The sequence below is a fragment of the Pseudoalteromonas sp. 78C3 genome, from assembly GCF_002836695.1.
GTDB lineage: Bacteria > Pseudomonadota > Gammaproteobacteria > Enterobacterales > Alteromonadaceae > Pseudoalteromonas > Pseudoalteromonas arctica.
Genome location: NZ_PJAV01000146.1, coordinates 22564 through 42286 on the forward strand (window position 1 = coordinate 22564; position 19723 = coordinate 42286).

The following is a 19723-nucleotide window of genomic DNA, read 5'->3' on the forward strand; positions in this document are numbered from 1 at the left end:
ATGACTCCACAACTAACTGATAAATATATGGTTACAATAGCAGAACGACTCACATCCGCCTACGCTAGAATTGCAGACGCGGCAAAAATTGCACAACGAAACACTAACGAAGTCACTCTACTGGCAGTGTCTAAAACTAAACCAAGCGAAGATGTTATTGCAGCTTATGAGCATGGTCAGCGCGAATTTGGTGAATCTTATGTTCAAGAGGCTATAGATAAAATAGCTCAACTACAGTCATATAGCGACATCATTTGGCATTTCATTGGCCCTATTCAATCTAATAAAAGTGCTTTAGTGGCTGCCAACTTTGATTGGGTGCAAAGTGTTGATCGCATAAAAATAGCGAAACGATTAGATTCCCAGCGCCCAGACGATAAACAGCCTCTTAATATACTTATTCAAGTAAATATAAGTAATGAAGAAGCGAAGTCGGGTTGCCACCGCGATGAAATAGATGAACTTGCCGATTTTATTAACCAATGTGAGCACTTAACACTTCGAGGATTAATGGCAATTCCTGCTAAAAGCAACGATCTGGATACGCAAATTCAATCTTTTGAGCAATTACAAACTTGCTTTGATAAACTAAAGACCCAATATCCTCAAGTAGATACTTTGTCGATGGGTATGAGTAACGATGTTGAAGCTGCCATTAGTGCAGGCTCAACCATGGTAAGGATCGGCACAGACATTTTTGGAACACGAACTTAAAAGGTGATAACAGATTTATGTCAGATAAAAAAATCGCATTTATAGGCACAGGTAATATGAGCTACGCCATTATTGGTGGCATGGTAAAAAACGGTTTTAACGCAAGTAACATTATTGCGACTAACCGCAACCAAGAAAAGCTTGAAAAGGTAGCAGCCGATTTCAAGGTGCAAACCACCAGTGACAATAACGAAGCCCTGCGCGATGCTGATGTAATTGTTTTGTCTGTTAAACCACAAATGATGGGCGATTTATGTAAATCGTTTCAAGAGTCGGGCGTAGATTTTAGCGATAAACTGTTTATTTCTGTTGCTGCTGGCTTAACTGTAAAACGTTTACGTGAAATGCTAGGTCAAGACGTTAAAATGGTACGTTGCATGCCAAATACACCGTCTTTATTAGGCCGTGGTGTATCAGGTTTATATGGCGCGGGCGAAACACAAAGCGAACACGAGTTTGTACAACAAGTTTTTGAATGCACGGGCATTGTTGTATGGGTCGAAAAAGAATCACAAATTAACGATATTATTGCTGTGACCGGCTCATCACCTGCTTACTTTTTCTTATTTATGGAAGCCATAGAAGAAAAAGCCAAAGCGCTGGGCTTTAATGATGAAGACGCTCGTCGTTTAGTACAACAAACAGCCCTTGGCGCCGCCGAAATGGCACTTAGCCAGCCTGATATTAGTATTTCGCAACTACGTTCAAACGTAACATCTAAAGGCGGTACTACTCACGCAGCTGTTGAGCACTTAAAAGATGAAGGCTTAACTAAAACCGTTGGCGATGCAATGGATGCGTGTATTGCGCGTGCAGAGCAAATGGAAAAAGAACTTTAAAACCACTTTTTTATTGAAGGTTACACTATGAATGCCATGCAATTTTTAATCAGTACCCTGTTTGATTTGTTTTTAATGGTGGTATTACTGCGCTTTTGGCTGCAGTGGGCAAAAGCCGACTTTTATAATCCAATGAGCCAGTTTGTGGTTAAAGCCACTTCGTTTGCGGTAAAACCACTGCGTAAAATCATTCCGGGATTTGGCGGACTTGATTTAGCATCTCTGTTGTTGGCATTTATAGTGGCTGTAGCCAAAATTAGTACTTTAATGCTTGTTATATATAATGCGTGGGCAATACAGCCTGTAATTATACAAGCACTTATAACGGTACTAAAAGAAGGCCTTAACTTAGTTTTTTGGGTACTTATTATTCGCGCTATTTTAAGTTGGGTTAGCCAAGGTTATAACCCTATAGAAGCGGTTTTCCATCAGCTTACTGAACCAATGCTAAAACCAATTCGTAAAATATTGCCATCAATGGGTGGCTTAGATTTATCAGTTTTAGTGATTATTATTGGTATTCAGTTTTTGCAAATGCTGCTTATGGATTTTTTAGTCTAATATGGATTTTTTAATTAGAGGCCCAAAGGCCTCTTTTTTATATGTTTTGAGGAATACATAATGAACCGTTTAATTAAGTTTTGTTTTATTGCTTGTTTAGCATTTGCATTTAACGCGCAAAGCGAAGAAATGCAAGGCGCACAATATAAAGAGCTTGGCCCTTGGCAAGTGCATTACATCGCCTTTCCTTCTACCTTTATTCAGCCAAAAATAGCAAAAGCGTATGGCCTTGAGCGAAGCGGATACAAAGGCATTGTGAATATTTCTGTTTTAAAAAATGATGCCGAAAATACAGCCCAAACAGCAAAGCTTACTGGCACAGCTAGAAACCTACTTGGCAATAAACAAACGCTTACTTTTAAAGAAGTAAAAGAAGGTGATTCAATTTATTACCTTGCCCAAGTTGATTATACCAACGAAGAGATTTTACGCTTTGAGATTGAAATACAACAAAGTAATCAATTTCAAAAATTACAGTTTCAGCAAAAATTTTACGTAGATTAATAACATGACCAAAACTTTAGTACTTGCTACAGGTAACCCTGGCAAAGTAAATGAGCTAGCTAACATGCTAAGCCCTCTGAATATTAATGTAGTTCCACAGAGCGATTTTAACGTAGGTGAAGTTGCCGAAACCGGCACTACCTTTGTTGAAAATGCCATTATTAAAGCGCGTCATGCCGCTAAAATTACTGGCATGCCTGCTATTGCCGATGACTCAGGTTTAGAAGTTGATGGCCTAAATGGCGCACCCGGTGTTTACTCTGCCCGTTTTGCAGGCCCAGGTGCCAGCGATCAAGATAACATTGATAAGTTACTCGTAGACTTGGGTAATAACCCTATCCGTAGTGCTCGTTTTTGGTGTGTACTGGTATTAATGCGCCACGCAGATGACCCTACCCCCCTTATTTGCAGTGCAAGCTGGGAAGGCGAAATTACGCTCACTCAAAATGGCAACGGTGGCTTTGGTTACGACCCTGTATTTTTTGTAGCAGAGAAAAATTGTACCAGTGCTGAGCTTACAAAAGAGCAAAAAAATGCAGTGAGTCATCGCGGCCAAGCACTACAAAAACTATTGCTAGAGCTACAGCAAAAAGGCGGCCTGTGAACCTTCCACCACTGAGCTTATATGTGCACGTACCTTGGTGCGTGCAAAAATGCCCGTACTGCGATTTTAATAGCCACGGACAAAAAGGTGAAATACCTGAAGCTGAATATGTTCAGCATTTAATTGATGACTTAAAAGCTGATTTGCACTTAGTGCAAGGACGTAAAATTCACAGCATCTTTATTGGTGGCGGTACTCCGAGCTTATTAACTGGTGCGGCTTATACTCGTTTATTAAATGAAGTCGACAACCTAATTGGTCTTGAAGAGCACTGCGAAATTACCCTTGAAGCCAACCCAGGTACAGTAGAAACAGGTCGTTTTAAAGATTACGTAAAAGCAGGTATTAACCGTATTTCGATTGGCGTGCAAAGCATGCAAAACGACAAGCTAAAAGCACTGGGGCGGATTCATGGCAGTGACGAGGCTAATTATGCTGCGCAGCAAGCTAAAGAAGCCGGTTTAAATAGCTTTAACCTTGATTTAATGCACGGCTTACCAGGGCAAACACTTGACGATGCACTGAGCGATTTAAAGCAAATAATAGCGCTCGATCCTCCTCATATATCGTGGTATCAACTAACTATTGAACCCAATACTCAATTTGCTTCAAAGCCCCCTACCTTGCCACAAGACGAAACACTGTGGGACATTCAAGAGCAAGGGGTAGAGTTACTAGCTCAAGCAGGTTACATACAATACGAAATATCGGGCTATGCAAAACCGGGCTATCAATGCCAACATAACTTGAATTATTGGCGTTTTGGCGATTATCTCGGTATTGGTTGCGGCGCGCATGGTAAGGTTACTGATGCAAATACAGGGCTTATTACGCGTACTGAAAAGGTTAAACACCCACGCGGCTATATGGATTTAATTAAACCGTATATGTACAAAAGCTGGCATGTAGAGCAAGACGATTTAGCGTTTGAATTTTTTATGAATCGCTTTCGCCTTGTTGAGCCTTGCCCAATTAATGATTTTAATAAACTTACAACACTGCCACTGCAAAGTCAGCAAAGTGCATTAAACCAAGCAATTAATAAAGGTTTATTGACTCAAACAGACAGCCATTGGCAGGTAAGTTTAAAAGGTCATCGCTTTTTAAATGACCTGCTAGAATTATTTGTGTAGCCCCCAGCGCTACACAAAAAATAAATATAAAACACCCTAATGGGTTTCTAACAACAAAAGGGAAAACAATGCGTAAACTTACTTTTATTGCGGCCGCAGTAAGCGTTGCACTACTTGCTGGTTGCCAGCAAACAACACAACAAGCGACTTCAGCTCCTATTGCACAAGCAGTTCAATCACAACAAAGTGAAATAGACAAAGCCAATGCATTTTTTGAAGATACATTTAACCGCGACGTAATGAGCAGTCCTGTATATCAAACATACATGGGTATTAAGCAAGATTACGATAAGTGGGATGATGGCAGCGAAGAAAGACAGCTTAAAGATTTAGCGCAAACGAAAGCTGACCTAGTTGCACTAAAAGCAATCAGCCGTGATTTATTAGATGATGCAACAAAAGTTAGCTACGACTTAAAAAAACAAGATCTTGAAAGCTCAATTGCTGACTTTAAATGGCGCTACCATAATTACCCTGTGAACCAAATGTTTGGTACGCATTCTATGATCCCTGCATTTTTAATTAATCAGCACTCAATTAGTAATGTAAAAGAAGCTAAAGACTACATTTCTCGTTTAAATGGTGTAACTGGTGTTATTGATCAGCTTATCGTTGATTTAACTGTACGTGCAGAAAAAGGCATCATAGCCCCTAAGTTTGTATTCCCGCATGTTATTGATTCAAGCAAAAACATTATTCACGGTGCACCGTTTGAAAAAGGCGATGATTATACATTGCTTGCTGACTTTAAACGTAAAGTAACAGCGCTTGAAATTAGCCAAGACGAAAAAGACTCGTTAATCAGCGATGCATCAGATGCATTAAAATCGGCTGTTAAACCATCTTACTCTAAGTTAATTAATTACCTTGCACAGCTTGAAAAACGCGCAGATGATCGCGATGGCGCATGGAAATTACCTGATGGCGAAGCGTTTTATAACAACGCACTTAAGCGCACAACTACAACAGATTTAACGGCTAAAGAAATTCATGCAATTGGTCTATCTGAAGTGACACGTATTCATGATGAAATGCGTGAAATTAAAGACAAAGTTGGCTTTAAAGGCGACTTAAAAGCGTTTATGCAGTTTATGAAAACTGACAAGCAATTTTACTACCCTAATGATGCACAAGGTAAACAACGCTACCTTGATGAAGCCACTGGGCTTATTGATACAATGAAAACGCGTTTAGATGAGCTATTCATTGTTAAACCAAAAGCTGATTTAAAAGTAAAAGCGGTTGAAGCATTCCGTGAAAAAGCGGCAGGTAAAGCATTTTACCAACAGCCAGCTCCAGATGGGTCACGCCCAGGTGTTTACTACGCTAACCTTTACGATATGGAAGCAATGCCAACGTATCAAATGGAAGCACTGGCTTACCACGAAGGTATTCCGGGACACCACATGCAAATAGCTATTTCGCAAGAGCTAGAAGGTATTCCTAAATTCCGTAAGTTTGGTGGCTACACAGCGTATATTGAAGGCTGGGGTTTATACTCAGAGTTCATTCCTAAAGAAATGGGCATGTACTCAGACCCTTACTCTGATTTTGGTCGCCTTTCAATGGAATTATGGCGCGCATGTCGCTTAGTTGTTGATACAGGTATTCACGCAATGAAGTGGACTCGCCAAGAAGGTATTGATTACTACGTAAATAACACCCCTAATGCTACATCTGACGGTGTTAAAATGGTTGAGCGTCACATTGTAATGCCTTCACAAGCAACCGCTTATAAAGTGGGTATGCTTAAGATTTTAGAACTTCGTGAAGACGCTAAAAAGCAACTGGGTGATAAATTTGATATTCGCCAGTTCCACGACGTAGTGCTTAAAAATGGTCCTGTACCACTTAATGTACTAGAAAACTTTGTTAATGAATGGGTAGCAAGCAAAAAGGCTTAAAACCAATTTAAACAATTGCTTTAAATATGAAAGGTCGCATTTGCGGCCTTTTTTGTTTTATAGTAGCAAAAAAGATTTTGGAAATAATAATGGATTTAAGCATACAACTACTTAATGCGCGTATTTCAAAGCAGCAGTTAAATGAACTCGATAACGACTTTAGACAGTTAAGCCCTGCTCAGCAAACTTTGCAGCTTAACCATTTATATGACAGCGCCCAACGGTTGAGTGTTAAGTATGACTTTATGCAAAACATAGCAATCCGTATATTAAGTACTAATACAGCACCTTCTCTATTTATTAACCAACTCACTAATATTGACGCATTGAGCTTTTTCACCCCAGCGCTGAGAGTAAATAAAGGCTTTTTAGTACAAGATACTCAAGGAAATAACGTACTGCACAATGTGTTTAAGCATGCCGATGCTACAAAGCTACCATTTAACTATGTACGCTCTTTAATGTTGTTTGAATCAAATGATGACTTAGTTAAAGCACTCGCGCAGCCCAACTCTCACGGATTAACACCAGTTGCCTGCTACATTGCCTATGCAAATAAACCGAGCACACCGGTAAAGCATGAATTTTCAGCTTTGTTAGCATTAATGGAAATAGAGCAAAAACAAAACCCTAACGCAAAACAGCAGCTTGCCAACGTACTAAAAGGGCAAAAAGTTAACGAGACCACAATTTTACTGAGCGCCGCTTACTTGCAACGCTCAACGGCGCAAGTTGCTCACTTAATCAAGGCGCTTTAATTCACTCACAACTTCTGTACGCACACTGTCTATGGCATGTGTAATAGATTGCGCAGCACTTTGCTGATCAACCATATTTGGCCAATTTGTTTGCCAGACCTTTTGTAAGTCTTTTGTTTTTAAATGTACTTTATCAACGGCTAAGTAGCTTAAGTCATGAATTAAGTTAACTTTAACCCAGCCTTTTCTAGGGCTGCCATCTATTTTGTTATTATCGTAATGTGCGGCAAATACAATAAGCTCAAGCTCGGCTAGTTCTTGTAAAATTTGAAAGCTAGCAATGCGTGTATTGTTGTTCTCTTCACTTGCCTCCATTCGCCATGCATTATAACTAAAGCCTATAAACGCAAACACTACGCTCGCTATAGCAGTAAAAAAATACGAACGGGGCGCCAGTACAAACTGACCATATTTAGACTCTGACATATTATTTCCTAGGGCCTGTTTATCTTTCGAGGTTAAATTTGCAGCAGTATGTTTGGTATTTAGGCAAGGCAGAGCCTATGCAGTGTGGTTATTCCCCATAAATAGGCGATAACGTGGAATAAATGCCAAACATACGCTGCCCGAAGGGTTCTGCCTAGGGGCAATTTACTCTTTGTTGCTCGGTTTTTACTTAGCCCGCTAGGTTACAAACCTCACGCCGCGATTAAATCGCCCCTAGATTGAACAAATTTTAATCCTGAAAGGTCAACAGGCCCTAGTCATTTAAATAATATTCAACACTGGTTACCACTCTTATATTTTTTATTTGCGGTGTGTTTGAATCTCGATTACTGATACTAAATTGCCCTTGGCGAGCTGTTTTTATTTTGCCTAATTTTGAATTAGAGTCTTTAGCAAATTTATTAGCGACTTCACGCGCTTTTTCAGTTGCTTCTTGCACCATCGCAGGTTTTACATCATTGAGGCCAGTAAAAATATATTCAACTTTTGTTTCGTAGCTGTCCTGCACTATTGCGATATCTTGTTTAGCAAGTTGGCTCACTTTGCTCAACGCGTTTTGCACTTTATCTGGCGCATCAGAATAAACAATAATATTTGAGCGCACTATGTATCTAAATTGCTGATTTTCATTACTGTATTCACGTGCTTGCTTATCAATAACTGACTGGCTGCCTATTGTTATTTCATCGTCGTCAAAACCATGCAGTTTTAAAAAAGCAGTTACAGCATCATTTTTTTTCTCAACTCGGCTGACTAATTTTTCAAGATTATTGTCGGCATCACTAAATTGCAGAGGCCAAATTACCGTATCGGCTATAACTTCTCGCTCGGCCAATCCCTTAACCTGCACAGTACGTTCCATCTCTTTTACACTGAGAGCTGTGCTCTTTAAAATAAACCCTAAGCTAATTAAGCCTATACTTAAACAAATAGCCGCTATAACAATGTAAAAACCGGGGGTTTTATTCACAATAATCTCCTTGATTGATATCAATAATAAGCATCTAGACGCTCGAAATAACACAGTAAACAGGGTACATTGAGACTATAAATAACGCAAAATTTAATCAGCCTAGGAAAAACCATGAGCCTTAAGCGCATTACCCAGTTTTTTAACCCAAGCTCAGTGGCCGTTATTGGTGCCTCTAATATATCAACTCGTGCTGGTTTTGTGGTTATGCGCAACTTACTTCAAGGCGGTTTTAAAGGGCCGATAATGCCCGTTACTCCAAGCCATAGCGCAGTACATGGCGTACTTGCTTACCCCTCTATTGCTGACTTACCAAAAGTACCCGACCTTGCTGTTATTTGTACTAACAAAAATACCTTAATTGATATTATTGAGCAGCTTGGAGAGCTTGGCTGTAAAACGGCTATTGTTATTGCAGATGGGCTTTCTGGAGAGCAAAAAAGCGCACTTAAAGCATGCGCTCAAGCCAAACAGGTTACTTTGCTTGGACCCAATTGTTTGGGCTTGCTGATCCCTCATATTGGTTTAAATGCGAGCTTTTCACATACCGTGGCGAGCCCAGGTAAAATTGCATTTGTATCGCAATCAGCAGCTGTATGCTCAACCATTTTAGATTGGGCTAAAAACAAAGAAATTGGCTTTTCATATTTTGTATCGGTAGGTGATTGCCTTGATATAAACTTTAATGAACTACTCGACTTTTTAGGTCGTGATGCTAAAACCAAAGCTATTTTACTCTACATTGATAACATTGAAGATATTCGTGGCTTTATATCAGCAGCAAGAGCCGCGGCCTTTAGTAAACCTGTAATTGCAATTAAAACAGGTAAAACAAGTGCAGGCGCACTTGCAGCCGAAATTCACACCGGTGGAAAGCAAAGCTCTGATGCTGTTTACGATGCGTTATTTCAACGAGCGGGTATGCTGCGCGTAAATGATTTACGAGAGCTATTTGCAGCGACACAAACACTCGCCATGCATCCAAAATTATTAAAAGTAGAGCAACTGACAATTTTAACTAATGGTGGCGGCCCGGGTGTTATGGCCGTTGATGAGCTAATTCAAAGCTCCGGTAAATTAGCAGAACTAAGCATTGAAACCCGAAATGCGCTAAATAAAGTTATTCCGCAATCAGAAACCACCTCAAACCCTGTGGATATTTTTGGCGACTCAGCACCTGCGCGTTATAAGCAAGCATTAGAAATTTTACTGCACGCAAAAGAAGTTAAAAACTTACTGATTATCCATACTCCCTCAGCGCTTGCGCCCAGCGAAGACTACGCCAACATTATTGTAGAAACCTTACAAACATTACCCAAAATGGCACGCCCTTACGTTATAACTAATTTTATGGGTGAAGACGCATCTTACGCCGCCAGAAAAGTGTGCTCAAACAACGCAATACCAACTTATAGAACACCAGAGGGTGCTGTTGGCGCGTTTATGCACTTGGTAACGTATCGCCGTAACCAAAAGCATTTAACGCAAACACCTGAGTCGAATACTGATGACGCAAAAATAAATAAAGTAGCAGCTAAAGCGCTTATTAATGAGTTTTTAGATGACGGACAAAGCTACTTACCTACCCATCAGGCAAGCCAAGTATTAAATCACTATGGTATTACATGCATTCAAACTGAGGTGGCTTACACCCCAACAGAAGCCAGAGAGCAAGCCATAGAACTTGGTTTTCCGGTCGCGTTAAAACTTATTAGCCCAAGTATTGCTTCAAAGTCTGAAGTAGGTGGTGTGGTGCTTAACTTAAACGACGCCAACGAGGTTGAACAAACCGCTTTTGCAATGCTTATCCGTATTAAAAACACTTATCCGGATGCTGTTATTGAAGGGTTTTCATTACAAAAAATGGCGCCGCGAGCAGGCGCAAATGAGCTGCGAATTGCAATTAAAACCGAGCCTAATTTTGGTCCTGTTATATTATTAGGTGAAGCAGGAACCGGCCTTGAATATGCGCAAGCCGCCGTTGCTCTGCCTCCACTAAATATGAACTTAGCAAAGTATTTAATTGCGGCAGCGCACGATAAAGGCGTACTAAAGGAGCGCATATTACCCGAAAAAGTTGATAAGTATCGTTTGTGTGCACTGCTAACGCGTATTTCTCAGTTAGTTATTGATCAACCTGACATAAGCTCAATGGAACTTAATCCTATTCTTGCCAGTAATGGACAGTTTTTAGTGCTCGATGCCACCATGACACTTAGCCGCTATCAAACTCAGAGCAATCGTAAGCGCTTATCTATTCGTCCCTACCCTATTGAACTTGTTGAAGTGGTAACACTTAAAAACAACACCCAGGCTACGCTCAGGCCAATAAAGCCAGAAGATGAACAAGCTCATAAAGCATTTGACGAGTCACTTAATAAAGAAGACAGATATAAACGCTTTTTTGGCGAACTACCACAATTTAACCACGATCAACTCGCTAAAATGACGCAAATTGATTACGACCGTGAAATGGCGTTTATTGTTTGCCAGCGCTTTGAAGGTAAAACACGTACATTAGGTGTATCTCGCGTCATTATGGACCCCGATAACCTGCATGCTGAGTTTGCCATTGTAGTACGCTCAGATTGCCAAGGCTTAGGGCTTGGTCGCATACTAATGAGTGCTGCAATTAACCACTGTAAACGCCAAGGTGTTGAGTCGATTGAAGGCATAACTTTACCAGAGAATACGGGGATGATTGAGCTTGCCCGTAAGTTAGGCTTTAAAATTAGTCGCGACTTTGAAGAAGGCAGTATTAATATGGTACTTAAACTTAAATAATGAATGAACCACACACTTTAAGACAAAAAATGGCTTGCCTGTTTGAAGGCACAGGCCAGTACCATCGAGCAGGACATATTCTTGATATTGCACTCATTAGCTTAATAATGATTAACGTTGTAGCCATTGTTATTGAATCAATTCCAAGTGTGGCAGAGCAGTATTACAACGAATTCTTAGTTTTAGAAATTGTCTCGGTCGCTATTTTTGCTATTGAGTACTTAGCCAGACTTTGGGCTTGCGTAGATAAAACACAATATGCAGCAATGGAAGGGTCTCATACCAAACGTCGGCTTAGCTATTTTTTCTCCCCTTTGGCAATTGTTGATTTAATTGCGATTTTACCAAGCTTAATGATGTTTTTATTTCCTCTCGATTTACGTTTTTTACGCGTGCTCCGACTATTAAGGGTATTTAAACTCACTCGCTACTCACGCGCCATGCAGCTACTTTTAAAAGCCTTTAACGATGAAGGTAGTTCATTAATGGCTGCTTTTTTTATTATGGCCGTCGTGCTTATTTTAGCTTCATGCGGAATTTACTTAATTGAGCACGACATACAACCCGATAAATTTGGCTCTATTCCTGCGGCTATGTGGTGGGCAATGGCAACATTAACAACCGTTGGTTATGGCGATGTAGTACCTATAACGCCATTGGGTAAGTTTTTCGGCGGTGTTATAACACTACTGAGCATGGGAATGGTTGCGATACCTACCGGTTTACTGGCGTCTAGTTTTTCAGAACAAATACGTAAACGCCGCCAATTTTTTGAAGATGCCGTACATGAACAAATTCAAGATGGCACTCTTAATGATACTCAACAAGAACACCTAGAAGAACTACGCTATAAATTAGGCTTGAGTAAACTAGAAGCTAATAAGGCCATTAAAACGCAGTTGAATGAGCATAATAGCCATTTGTTTTGCAGGCACTGCGGTAAAAGGCCTTAAATAAGTACTGCTATTATTAATTAAATATGTCACTCCAATTGCGATTAATAAGCGGGAGTACTTCGGTATTAGGTACCGGTTTACTAAATAAGTACCCTTGGAAATGCATGCATCCTCGCGCCTTTAAAAAGGCGAGTTGGTGCGAGCTTTCTACGCCTTCAGCTACACATTCTTTACCTAAACTATCAGCAAGCGCGAGTATTGATTGAATAATAGCTTCATCGTCAGAATCTATGCCTATGTCTTGTACAAAGCTTCTATCTATTTTTAATACATCAATAGGAAAACGCTTTAAATAAGTAAGCGATGCGTAACCCGTACCAAAATCATCCATATACAATCTACAGCCCAACTTTTTAAGTTGTTCCATGCTGTGTAGCGCTTCTTTTGAATCACGCATTAATATTGATTCGGTTATTTCAAAAACAATTGCCTCAGACGACACTCCTGAATTACTTAACGCTTTTTTAATTTCAGGAACAAGGTCTTTAAACTCAAAATCAAGAGCCGATAAATTAATAGATAAATACAGGCTAGGTGAGGCTTTTCGCCACTCTTTTAGCTCTAATAAAGCGCGCGCAAAAGTCTGCAGCATAATTTTTGTAATTAGGCCTATACCTTCTGCTGCCACCGAAAACTCTTGAGTTTGCACAAGCTTATTTTCAGGCCAACGCAGCAGTACTTCAAAGCCTTCTGTTTTTTGACTTTCAGCGTTAATAATAGGCTGGTAGTAATTACAAAATTCTTCTTCTTGATACGCTTTAGTTAGCTGAGACTCAAGATGCAGCGCTCTTTGAACATGCTGATTCATCTCTTGCTTATAAAACTGATAACGCCCCTCTAAAGAGTCTTTTGCATGATATAACGCTATGCTCGCAGCTTTTAAAAGCGCAGAGCCTTGCTGTGCATCATCTGGTGATATAGACACACCAATACTTAAATTAACGTTTACAACTTGGCCATTAATCGTAATATTTTGATTCACACAATCCATCAACTTAGTGCATATAATGAGTACTTGTTCGATTTGCTGAATATCTTCCACCAGTACTACAAATTCATCGCCACCAAATCGAGCAACACTATCCGATGGACGCAAGGAGCATTTTAAACGCTCAGCAACCTCTTTAATTAGCTCATCAGCAACTGCATGCCCCAAAGAGTCATTAAAGTATTTAAAACGCTTAATATTTATATGTAATAAAGCAACTTTACATTCGTGCAATTTTGCTTGCTCAAGGGCGTGTTCAACGCGGTCATTAAATAATGTACGATTTGGCAACCCTGTTAAGGCATCGTAGTTGGCCAATAAGTGCAGCTCATTTTCGGCTGATTTTTGTGCATTTATATCGGTTAAAATAATGACATAGCTATTAAGGCGCTGTTCGTTATCGGCCACTGCACTTATTTTCACAAGTACATGGCGTGGCTCACCACTTGCTAAAACTACACTGTCTTCACACGAAAAGTGCTCTCCAATGGATAGCTTTTGCATTATGCGTAAATAATCAAAACGATTGCTGCGCGATATACCTAAATTTAATGCTCGACTAGATAACGACTCAGCAGAGAAATTAAAGGCGGTTTGCAGTGATTTATTAGAAGCCCGAATATTTAAATTTTTATCGAGGATAAACACCCAATCACGTGTTTGCTCAAATGCTGCCGTAAATAGTAAAGCGTGTTCTTCAAACACCATCTCACGGGTCATATTTGTGTAGGTACCCGCTACTTTTTGTGGCGTTTTATCATCCCACTCAACGACTTTTCCAAAATCCTTATACCAGCGCCAATAGCCTTTTGCATGGCGCAGGCGGTAGGTGCAATTAAAGTAACCTTTATCGGTAGATAAAAACTCAAGCCACTCTAAGCGAAATAGCTGTTTGTCTTGCGGATGAATTTTAGATAAATATTCATCAAGGCTCACGGTTTCATTTTCGTAACCTAACTCACTCGCTAAGCGAGGTTGGTAAATACTTGGATTGCTTGATTCCCAATCCCAAACACCCGATTCGCTGCCTTCAAGCGCTAGCTTTAAACGCGCTTCGCTTTCTTTACTTTCTTTATTTGCTGCCAATAAAATACGCTGAATTTTATTACGGCGCATAACCCACATAGCAACAAAGCCAATAAACAGCATGCCATAAAGCACCATAAAATAAGGTGCACGCCAAAGTGGATACTTTACTTTTATTTTTAAAATAGCAGGCGAGGTATATTCGCCAGTCAGGGGGTCTTTAGCCCAAACTTTTAATTGATAATTACCTGGATTCAATTTTGGAAACAATACACGGTTGTTATTTCGGGTATAACTTTTTTGTCCGTTATCGAGTTGATACTCATAAATGATGCGTTCTTGATTACTAAATGCCATGGCCGAAAATGCAACTTCAAGCCCTATATCATCATGGTTTAACACAACCTCGTTGAGCGGTTGTTTTAAATCAAGCGATAAATCTCGTGACATTAAATCAACTCGCGTAATATTTACGTGATCAATAAGCGACTGATAGTTTTGGTTTTCCATTGGATGAAAATAAGTAAAACCTTTTAAGCTACCATACGCAATATGGCCATCTTTAAGCTGTGCCATGGCGTTGCTATTGAACTCAGCAGAGAGTAGCCCTTCTGATGTAGAAAATTGCTGAAAATGAAGTGTTTCTGGGTTTAATCGCCAAATGCCTTTATGGCTACTCATCCAGATCATGCCATCATCATCTAGCACCATATCGTATAGCAGAGTGCCTAATTTATTCCTCTCTAAATCGATTGTATGGACTAATTGATAAGTAGATGCGTCAAGGCCTATTAAGCCGAAATTAGAAAGTGATATCCACAATATATTGTTGTTATCAATTAAGTAAGAAAGCACACTAATGGCTACGTTTTCATGCTGTTTTGGCACTTTATAAATCATTTTAAGTGCTAAATCACTTGGGTTTACTTGGTATAAAATACCGGCATTAAAAAATAATGGTGAATCTGGTTTATTGCTCAGCGCAGGTAAAAAGCCATGGGCTAAAAAGGGTTCAAATTGATCAAACTGACCACCCAAACGCGTTATTACTTGAGAATCTATATTGTATATAAATACCCCATGATCTGAGTGCACAAAGTATAGATCGCCATTTGGCATTAATGTAACGCCATGTACCCTACCGGTAATTAACTCCTGATTAGCAGGGTTATGTACTTTAGGTTCGCTAACTTGATGCGTTACAGGGTCAAAAATAAACAAACCACGATTTGTATAAAGCCATAAATTATTTTTATAAGGCGTTATTTCATATACGGTAAACTCAGTGGTGAGTAAGTCGACTTTGTAATCTTTTAAATAAGCTTTACCAATATTTGTTTTTAAATCAACCTCGGTAATACCGTTATGCGTTGCAAGCCAAAGCTTGTCTTTATATTCGGTAATCCCCCAGATAGAGTGATGCGATAAACCATCCCCCCCGAGCAAAGTGCCATCGACATTATTAAAATGATAGCTGTCATGAGATAAATAAAACGCACCATCAGTCTTAGTCGCAACCCATGTACCACCCGATTTATCTTTAGCCATATCAATAATACTGGTATCGGCAAGTGTGTACTTACTTTGGGCTATTCGAGTATTTTTAATCATCTCCCCGGTGTTTAAATCAAATTTAAACAAGCCTTTATCGGTAGCTAAATCTATTTTTCCGTGTTCGTTTACTATGCTCCAAACATTTAGGTCACTTAGTAATACCTTACTTTCAAAAGGTAAATCGGGGCGTTCAAACATTTTTGATAAGTTACTAATATCAACTTCGTATAAACCTTGGACCGCCCCTACTAACAACTGTTTATTTTCACCTAATGCGAACGACTTAACATTATTTTGGTAAATATGCTCAGCTTCACCTTTTAAGTGCTGTAGGGGTCTAACTTGCTCTGTTGCAATATCAAATACATATGCGCCATGGCTTGTACCTATAAATATATAACCATTGTAGGCAAAGAGCTTTCTCACAAGGGTGTTTTTATATTTAGCCGGAAGCTCAAAAATAGTTGTGATTTTTCCGGTTGCTATATCAAGCTTTGCAAAGTCGCGGCCTCGGCCAATCCAAAGTGTTTTTTTATCAACGGCCACCATACTAAAAACAGACTGATTGATAATTTCTTCTTCACTGGTAGGTTTTTCTAGAAATTGCTGATATGAATCTGTTACGGGGTCGTATCTAAATAGGCCTGCAAGTAAAGAGGCTATCCAAATGTGCCCTTGAGGGTCTTGGTAAATACGATCAATGATCGCTTCTTCTAATTCACCATTAGGGCCGTTTATTGGAATAACTTGATAGCCATCATAACGATTAAGCCCAGCCTCAGTAGAAAGCCAAAGGTAACCATTAGTGTCGATAAGCATTGTATTAACGTAGCTTTGCGATAAGCCTTCGCTTGGAGATAAACGTTTTACTTGTGCGCCTACTTGGCAACTTAGGATAGTTATTAAAACTACAAAGCAACTAATGATCCCATTAACGCATTTACTCATGCTTATTCCATATTATTATTTATTATTATGGGTACTCTAGAGCGACTATATTTCGATGTTTGTAAGTATCAAAAAGTACTTGTAAAGCAAGAGTATATGTTAACACCTGGTTAAAACCAATAGCACAATATAAATCAACTACGTTTTTATATGCGAAGGTATTAATCATCTTATCTTGCGACTTTAAGAGTGTTGATAATAGCTGTTTAGCAACACCTTTACCGCGATGTTCCAGCACAACAAACATGGTAGATAAAAATAAGAACTCTGTTTTATCTTGCAGCCTACATGCTGCAACTATTTCATTATTATAGTAAGTAACCCATACCTTATCTTGTTTATTAGCCCGCCCTCTTACATTATGTTTTTTATAAAATTTATTAACGAGTGGAACTTTTAGCCCATCCAGCAACTTAACTATATACATTTTTATATCAACACTTAGCTAAGCATTAGCGCTAAATATTGCTCAAACTTTTGCTTCAAAACCATTTGTTCAGCCATTGGACGGCTATGGATTGTATTATAAACTTGCTCTCTCGTTTTTTTATTTCGCTTAATTTGATACGCCCAAAAAGACGCTTCATAATCTAACTGAATTTGGTATTTTTCTTCACGTGGCAATAGGCATAAATTAAAACTCACAATACTTCCTCATTCGCTTTTAAAATTATTTGATTAACCCCGAAACTGGGCAAGAGGTAATCTCCTTGTTATTATACGCGTCTTATTTTATTTATTTCTGTAGTAATTGGAACTGATAATGAATAGACATTTTAGTATCTTGTTATTATTGGTAAATTTATTTTTTAGTGCCTCTTGTTTTAGTCATCAATACAACCTCACTTTTAATCGTCCGCAAAGTACACCACAAGCTGATTATGCCTTAGAGTTATTAAAGTTAGCATACGCAGATATCGGTTTTAAAATACATATAATCGATTTTAGCCACCAAAATGCTTTGCTAGCTGCAAATAATGGCGTACTTGATGGGCAGTTAGGAAGAGATGCAAGCGTTGAAGAAAATTACGAAAACTTAATTAGGGTCGATTATGAGCTCTTTAAGTTTGACTTAGTATTGTATAAAAACTGTTTACCTAGCAGTTTAGAACAGCTCGATAGCGTCGCAATTGTTGATGGCTACCCTGTCCAAGAACATTATTTAGCAAGCACACAGTTTGCAGGGAATATTATTAAAGTTAAAAGCATGAATACCCAACTTAATTTGCTTGCTCAGAAAAAAGTACAGGGAGCTTTAATGATTAACTTTATAATGCAAAACAATGAGCTACCTTCACCTCAAGGTTGCTTTGAAAAAGAAGTGTTGAATACTTATCCGCTTTATCATTATTTAAATAAGCGTAATGAAAACTTGGTAGAAAAGCTTAAAATGTCATTAATTAACTTAACTAACAATGGCACTGTATACGCACTAAGAGCCAAGTATGGATTAAGCTTTTAAAAGTCGAACCCTTGCTGCTGCGCCTGTGTGCTTGGCACTGCATTTTGCTGCTTTTTTTGAAGATAACGTTTGTAGCGCTGCTGGCACAAACTAAGCACCTTCTTTTTTTGGTCGTTGGTTAAGGTATTCCACGAAAAGCGTTCATCCCGACTACGATAACACCCTTTGCAATACCCTCTGTTATTAACTAAGCAAATACTCTTGCAAGGACTTGGAATATCAAATATTTCAATTTGTTGCATGCATAAGTACCGCCCAGTTGAAGAGGAGGTATTAGTATAGCGTTATTTTTGAGCAAAAAAAAAGCAGCAATTTAATTGCTGCTTAGTTTCATTGAGCTGTGAGTATTAATGTTCACAGCTATTAGTATTTATCTCTGTTTTACGGTGAAATGGCTTAGCGTACATAGCTAGCACTAATGGTTTTAACTCTTCAGGTACACAGGCTAAACGTTGTTCAAATGTCGCTGTATCAGGAGAGTCTATTACCGCATCTTTACAACCACCAGCGATGTAATTGCCTGGGTGTAAATAAAACGAATCAACAATTTGCCTATCAATTGTTTTAGCAAGCTCTTCAGCACTATCACATTTAGATTCAATTGGTTGCCCAAATGCTAAATGCACGTGCCCTTTAGCAGTACTAAAGCCTTCAACAATGCTCGCAATATCTTCACCAGCCGATTTAACGTACTCACCATGATGTTGCTTGTGGTAAAGCTCTTTGGCTTTAGCAATTGCACACGGCTCATATTGATAAGAAATAGAAACAGGCACTATTTTTAACTCTTTAATATAATCGCCAAACTCTTTCTTTTGTTTACGCCCATTTAATTGCAGCATTTTTAAAAGCGCAGGATCAGTTTGATCAAAACCGTCTTTTGCACGCCCTTCTTTTTGCGCAATCCAAATAGAATTTCCACCGACCACAGAATCGTAAATGTATGACGATAGTTGAGTCAGTGCTTTTAACATCTCTTTTGGTGCTTTAGCAGAGCGCTTAACTATAAAGCTTTTATTTAGACGCATAAGCTCAGTAATGTAAGGTATTTGCAATAAATTATCGCCAATAGCAATACGCACTGTTTTCATTTTATGTTGGTATAAACCCCAGTTAACTAATGCAGGATCAAGCACTATGTCTCTGTGGTTTGAAATAAATAAATAGGCCTGGTTAGCATCTAACTGTTCTAACCCAGAAAAGGTAACTTTTGATGTGGTGCGCTTCACTAGTTTATCTAAGTATTGTGCCACTTCATTTTGCACATCTTCAACGGTGCTTACTTTGCCCCATTTTTTACGTAACTGACTTCTTACCATTGGACGCGCAATAAAAGGCACTGCCGATAAAAAGCGCGGTAAATTATACTTTGCTATTACATCAATAAACGCATCATCGTTAATTAAACGTGTAAGCGACGCCGCAACTTCGTCGTCGTTGTATGGGCGTATATCTGCGTATTTATCTTCTAATTCACTCATTACTACATCTACAGTGTTAAAAAACGGTACGCCAAAGCGCACCGTTTATGTCTATACCCGATTATAACTCAGCCAATCTAAAATGCGAAA

The 19723-nt window shown here is 39.1% G+C and carries 18 protein-coding genes; 11 read left to right on the top strand and 7 right to left on the bottom strand.

Annotated elements, in window-relative coordinates; all coding sequences use genetic code 11:
- The 8 genes from CXF76_RS11080 to CXF76_RS11115 all read left to right on the top strand — a co-directional run bounded on the left by CXF76_RS11080 (position 1) and on the right by CXF76_RS11115 (position 7017).
- Positions 1–714 (top strand): YggS family pyridoxal phosphate-dependent enzyme, encoded by a 714-nt coding sequence (locus CXF76_RS11080; protein ID WP_007585410.1) that lies wholly within the window; start codon positions 1–3, stop codon positions 712–714.
- A gap of 17 nt (positions 715–731) precedes the next feature.
- Positions 732–1553, top strand: coding sequence for a pyrroline-5-carboxylate reductase (gene proC, locus CXF76_RS11085; protein ID WP_101163677.1), 822 nt, complete (start codon positions 732–734; stop codon positions 1551–1553).
- Between the two features lie 27 nt (positions 1554–1580).
- Positions 1581–2114: a YggT family protein gene (locus tag CXF76_RS11090; RefSeq protein ID WP_101163678.1), complete on the top strand. Its 534-nt coding sequence runs from the start codon at positions 1581–1583 to the stop codon at positions 2112–2114.
- Between the two features lie 60 nt (positions 2115–2174).
- Positions 2175–2618 (top strand): DUF4426 domain-containing protein, encoded by a 444-nt coding sequence (locus CXF76_RS11095; protein WP_007376526.1) that lies wholly within the window; start codon positions 2175–2177, stop codon positions 2616–2618.
- Between the two features lie 4 nt (positions 2619–2622).
- A complete protein-coding gene (gene rdgB, locus CXF76_RS11100; RefSeq protein WP_101163679.1) occupies positions 2623–3222 on the top strand; it encodes an RdgB/HAM1 family non-canonical purine NTP pyrophosphatase in 600 nt (199 codons plus the stop codon).
- A complete protein-coding gene (gene hemW / locus CXF76_RS11105) occupies positions 3219–4355 on the top strand; it encodes a radical SAM family heme chaperone HemW (RefSeq protein ID WP_024590676.1) in 1137 nt (378 codons plus the stop codon). Before rdgB ends, hemW begins: the two co-directional genes overlap by 4 nt.
- A 68-nt stretch (positions 4356–4423) precedes the next feature.
- Positions 4424–6259, top strand: coding sequence for a DUF885 domain-containing protein (locus CXF76_RS11110; RefSeq protein WP_101163680.1), 1836 nt, complete (start codon positions 4424–4426; stop codon positions 6257–6259).
- 89 nt (positions 6260–6348) lie between these two features.
- Positions 6349–7017 carry a hypothetical protein gene (locus tag CXF76_RS11115; RefSeq protein WP_024590674.1) on the top strand — a complete coding sequence of 223 codons (669 nt, stop codon included), beginning with the start codon at positions 6349–6351 and terminating at the stop codon, positions 7015–7017.
- Here the strand turns inward: CXF76_RS11115 and CXF76_RS11120 are convergent.
- Both CXF76_RS11120 and CXF76_RS11125 read right to left on the bottom strand, forming a co-directional pair.
- Positions 7000–7443, bottom strand: a complete 444-nt coding sequence (locus tag CXF76_RS11120) for a hypothetical protein (RefSeq protein ID WP_007585421.1) — start codon at positions 7441–7443, stop codon at positions 7000–7002. The genes CXF76_RS11115 and CXF76_RS11120 overlap by 18 nt on opposite strands.
- A 274-nt stretch (positions 7444–7717) precedes the next feature.
- Positions 7718–8434 carry an SIMPL domain-containing protein gene (locus tag CXF76_RS11125; RefSeq protein WP_024590673.1) on the bottom strand — a complete coding sequence of 239 codons (717 nt, stop codon included), beginning with the start codon at positions 8432–8434 and terminating at the stop codon, positions 7718–7720.
- A gap of 114 nt (positions 8435–8548) precedes the next feature.
- On the opposite strand from CXF76_RS11125, the gene CXF76_RS11130 reads away from it, so the two are divergent.
- Both CXF76_RS11130 and CXF76_RS11135 read left to right on the top strand, forming a co-directional pair.
- Positions 8549–11218 (top strand): bifunctional acetate--CoA ligase family protein/GNAT family N-acetyltransferase, encoded by a 2670-nt coding sequence (locus CXF76_RS11130; protein WP_007586928.1) that lies wholly within the window; start codon positions 8549–8551, stop codon positions 11216–11218.
- On the top strand, positions 11218–12171 hold the full coding sequence (locus tag CXF76_RS11135) for an ion transporter (protein WP_024590672.1): 954 nt from the start codon (positions 11218–11220) through the stop codon (positions 12169–12171). Before CXF76_RS11130 ends, CXF76_RS11135 begins: the two co-directional genes overlap by 1 nt.
- Before the next feature lie 16 nt (positions 12172–12187).
- Here CXF76_RS11135 and CXF76_RS11140 read toward each other — a convergent pair whose 3' ends face one another.
- The 3 genes from CXF76_RS11140 to CXF76_RS11150 are packed head-to-tail and all read right to left on the bottom strand — an operon-like array spanning position 12188 to position 17335.
- Entirely contained in the window at positions 12188–16690 is a 4503-nt protein-coding gene (locus CXF76_RS11140) for an EAL domain-containing protein (protein WP_024590671.1), read from the bottom strand.
- Positions 16691–16715: 25 nt separating this feature from the next.
- Positions 16716–17117: a GNAT family N-acetyltransferase gene (locus CXF76_RS11145; RefSeq protein ID WP_024590670.1), complete on the bottom strand. Its 402-nt coding sequence runs from the start codon at positions 17115–17117 to the stop codon at positions 16716–16718.
- A 14-nt stretch (positions 17118–17131) separates the two neighbouring features.
- On the bottom strand, positions 17132–17335 hold the full coding sequence (locus CXF76_RS11150) for a DUF3283 family protein (protein ID WP_002962585.1): 204 nt from the start codon (positions 17333–17335) through the stop codon (positions 17132–17134).
- A gap of 118 nt (positions 17336–17453) precedes the next feature.
- Between CXF76_RS11150 and CXF76_RS11155 the strand changes: the two genes are divergently transcribed.
- A complete protein-coding gene (locus tag CXF76_RS11155) occupies positions 17454–18152 on the top strand; it encodes a transporter substrate-binding domain-containing protein (protein WP_024590669.1) in 699 nt (232 codons plus the stop codon).
- On the opposite strand, the gene CXF76_RS11160 is transcribed toward CXF76_RS11155, so the two are convergent.
- Together CXF76_RS11160 and CXF76_RS11165 are read right to left on the bottom strand one after the other, a co-directional pair.
- On the bottom strand, positions 18149–18394 hold the full coding sequence (locus CXF76_RS11160) for a DUF1289 domain-containing protein (protein ID WP_007586940.1): 246 nt from the start codon (positions 18392–18394) through the stop codon (positions 18149–18151). The two genes, CXF76_RS11155 and CXF76_RS11160, sit on opposite strands and share 4 nt — an antisense overlap.
- Positions 18395–18499: 105 nt before the next feature.
- Positions 18500–19633 (bottom strand): 1-acyl-sn-glycerol-3-phosphate acyltransferase, encoded by a 1134-nt coding sequence (locus CXF76_RS11165; protein WP_024590668.1) that lies wholly within the window; start codon positions 19631–19633, stop codon positions 18500–18502.
- Between the last annotated feature and the right edge of the window lie 90 nt (positions 19634–19723).